4 protein-coding genes are annotated in these 2,672 nt (G+C 60.2%); all 4 read left to right on the forward strand.

Features of this window, described 5'->3' with window-relative positions; all coding sequences use genetic code 11:
* The first annotated feature begins 325 nt into the window (after positions 1–325).
* Positions 326–697 (forward strand): DUF4189 domain-containing protein, encoded by a 372-nt coding sequence (locus tag EJI00_RS25620; RefSeq protein WP_409514045.1) that lies wholly within the window; start codon positions 326–328, stop codon positions 695–697.
* Positions 698–784: 87 nt separating this feature from the next.
* Positions 785–1,333, forward strand: a complete 549-nt coding sequence (locus EJI00_RS25185) for a hypothetical protein (RefSeq protein WP_185868216.1) — start codon at positions 785–787, stop codon at positions 1,331–1,333.
* Between the two features lie 28 nt (positions 1,334–1,361).
* Positions 1,362–2,411, forward strand: coding sequence for an XVIPCD domain-containing protein (locus tag EJI00_RS24670; RefSeq protein WP_185868217.1), 1,050 nt, complete (start codon positions 1,362–1,364; stop codon positions 2,409–2,411).
* A 37-nt stretch (positions 2,412–2,448) separates the two neighbouring features.
* Positions 2,449–2,672 (forward strand): hypothetical protein (locus EJI00_RS24675; protein ID WP_221885071.1); only part of this gene is annotated, 224 nt, incomplete at its 3' end.

Here is a 2,672-nt window from a genome sequence, read left to right on the forward strand (position 1 = left end):
GGCGCCGGGTGGGGGGCAGCAGCAGACAAATACCGGGAATACAGTTCCTCCGGATCGATCCAATACAAGCGGCGGTCTCAACAATCCCGGCAGCATCGCCACCCGCGCTCCGAACAACGCGCTACCTGTTGCTGATTCCATCGACACCAGCAGGACGACACTCCCACCCGCACGAACACTCAATGTGGATGGGGCGTAACCCATGTCAATACACCTCCCGTATAGGCCGCTGGTGGCAAGTCTGTGGATTTTCTGGTGCGGCATTGCGTTCGCCCAGCAATGCCCTCCCGGTCAGATTGCTTACGGCTCGGGTCCCGGCCTCAGCATGTGCGGTCCAGATGGAAAACAGCGAGCACCCCAGGCAACACCGCAGCAGTGGGAGCGCCGATGGGGAGCGGTCGCAATAGATTCGTCGAAGGGAGCTTTCGGTGTGTCCACTGACCAGCGAAGCAAGAGAGAAGCGTCGCAAATAGCAATGAACGGCTGCCAGCAGCAAGGTGGCACGAATTGCGAGATCGAAGCCGCATACGACAACGAATGCGTTGCGGTTGTCACTGGTGACGGTGGTCACAACACACCTACTGCTGCCACTGCGGATCAAGCCATTGCGACGGGCATGAAAACATGCCGCGACGCGGGACGCACCAACTGCCATGTCCACTACTCCGCTTGCAGCCTGCCCATACGGACTCGGTAATTGCGCCACCACGCCGCCAGCCAGATCGCGCGCGAATGCCTGCGGATACCTCTGCACAGAGTTCAAGATTTGAACAACAGAAATTCCATGAAACGCATTCATTCACTTCTTACCATGACCGCACTCGCTCTTGTTTGCTTTCACGCCTCCGCGCAAAAGCCGCAGGCGTCCAGTCTTTGCGCGGCAAGCGACGAGTCTGTGTTTTCCTGCACGCTGAAAGGTCCGGCCCGCAAGACGGTGTCGTTGTGCGCGTCGACTGCTTCTGTTCAGCAAGGGCGGAGAAGTTTTCACTACCTGTATGGACGCCCCTCGAAGATTGAGTTGAGATATCCGCCCATTGGCGATGGCGATGACGCATTTACGTTCACACGCTTGCGCTATGCCGGCGCCACGTTTGGTTATGCCCACACGCTCACCAACGAGGGCTACAAGTACATCCTGTATTCGATCGAAGGCACGGGTTTCAAGCGATCGGGTCTGCTGGTACAGCGCGAGGGGCAACTGCGTGCCGCCCGCGAAGTGGCTTGCAGGCCATCGACTCTGGCGGAAACCAAGAACACCGAACTGGTACGCATCACATCCGAATGGAAGGTCGACCCGGACATCGACGCCCACGGCTTGCCGAGCAAGAACTGAAGTTCGATTTCACCAAGGGAGCACCGCTATGCCACATCGACCCCGCCACGCGTCGCAATCACGCCATGCTCACCACGCAGCCGCGTACTCCAAAGAGAACGGCGACTTCGTGTTGCAGGCGGCGCAGAGTGCGAACATCACCGACCCCAAGGAACTGGCCAACTTCATGGGCCAGATGCAGGTGGAGTCGCATGGCTTTACCAAAATGCACGAGAACTTGAACTACTCAGGCGAACGCCTGCTCAAGGTCTTCCCAGGGCGCAATGGGATGGACACCATTGAAAAGGCCAACGCGGTTGCGGCAGGTGGCCCGGAAAAGATTGCAGAAACCATCTACGGCGGCGACTGGGGCAAACGCAGAGGCGGTCCGGGCAACACCGAGGCAAGCGACGGTTGGAAGTTTCACGGTCGCGGCTTTGTTCAGTTGACAGGCCGCTATAACTACGAGCATTACGGCAAGGCACTTGGCCTGGATCTGGTGAACCACCCCGATCTGGCCGCCGAGCCCGCCAACGCCGCCAAGATCGCCACGCAGTACTGGAAGGAACGCGTGGTGGCGTTGGGTCATCAGCACGACGTCACGCATGCCACCAAGGACGTCAACGGCCGCTACACCGCGCTCGCGGAACGCAAGGCCGCCGTGGCGCAGTGGGAAACCAAACTCGCCCACGGCTACAAGCCAGGCGATCCAGAACCGGGCCAGTCGCTGCAGGACAGTCCTCTGTACAAGCAGGCCAAATCCGCCCTTCAAGAGATCGACGTCCAGTTCGGTCGCAAGTCCGATCAGTTGACCGACAATGCCGCAGCCGCCATCACGGTGGCCGCATTGCGCGGCGGCCTGACCCGCATCGATCACATCACGCTGGGCGGCAACGACAACAGCACGATCTTCGCAATCCAAGGCAAGCCAGGCGCCGCGCTTTCCAAATTTGTCGATGTGCCGACGGTGGAATCGATGCACACGCCGGTTGCTCAAAGCTCGCAGGCGTTCACGGTCGTGCAGCAGGTGCAGCAGCAAGCTCCTCAGCAGAACAGCCAGCAGGCCGCGCAGCAGACGGCGCCTGCGATGGCTCGCTGAGGCTCTCCATTCATCAGCCAAGTCTCCGTCAGCGCTCATGCATACCGCAACACCGGTCCGCTCACTCATCATTCCGACGAAGAGCTTTCGCATCCTCACCGGCCAGTCGCGCGAGTCGATGATGGCCCTGGTGGCCGGCATGAGCCGCAACGCCTTGATCGTGATCGCCGCAAGCACCATGGCCCTCGGGGGCTCGGACCTGCATTCGATCTTCACGAACGGCCTGCTCAAGGAGGTCAACTACATGGTCACCGGCGAGAG

Source organism: Variovorax sp. DXTD-1 (assembly GCF_003984625.1).
Lineage (GTDB): Bacteria > Pseudomonadota > Gammaproteobacteria > Burkholderiales > Burkholderiaceae_C > Variovorax.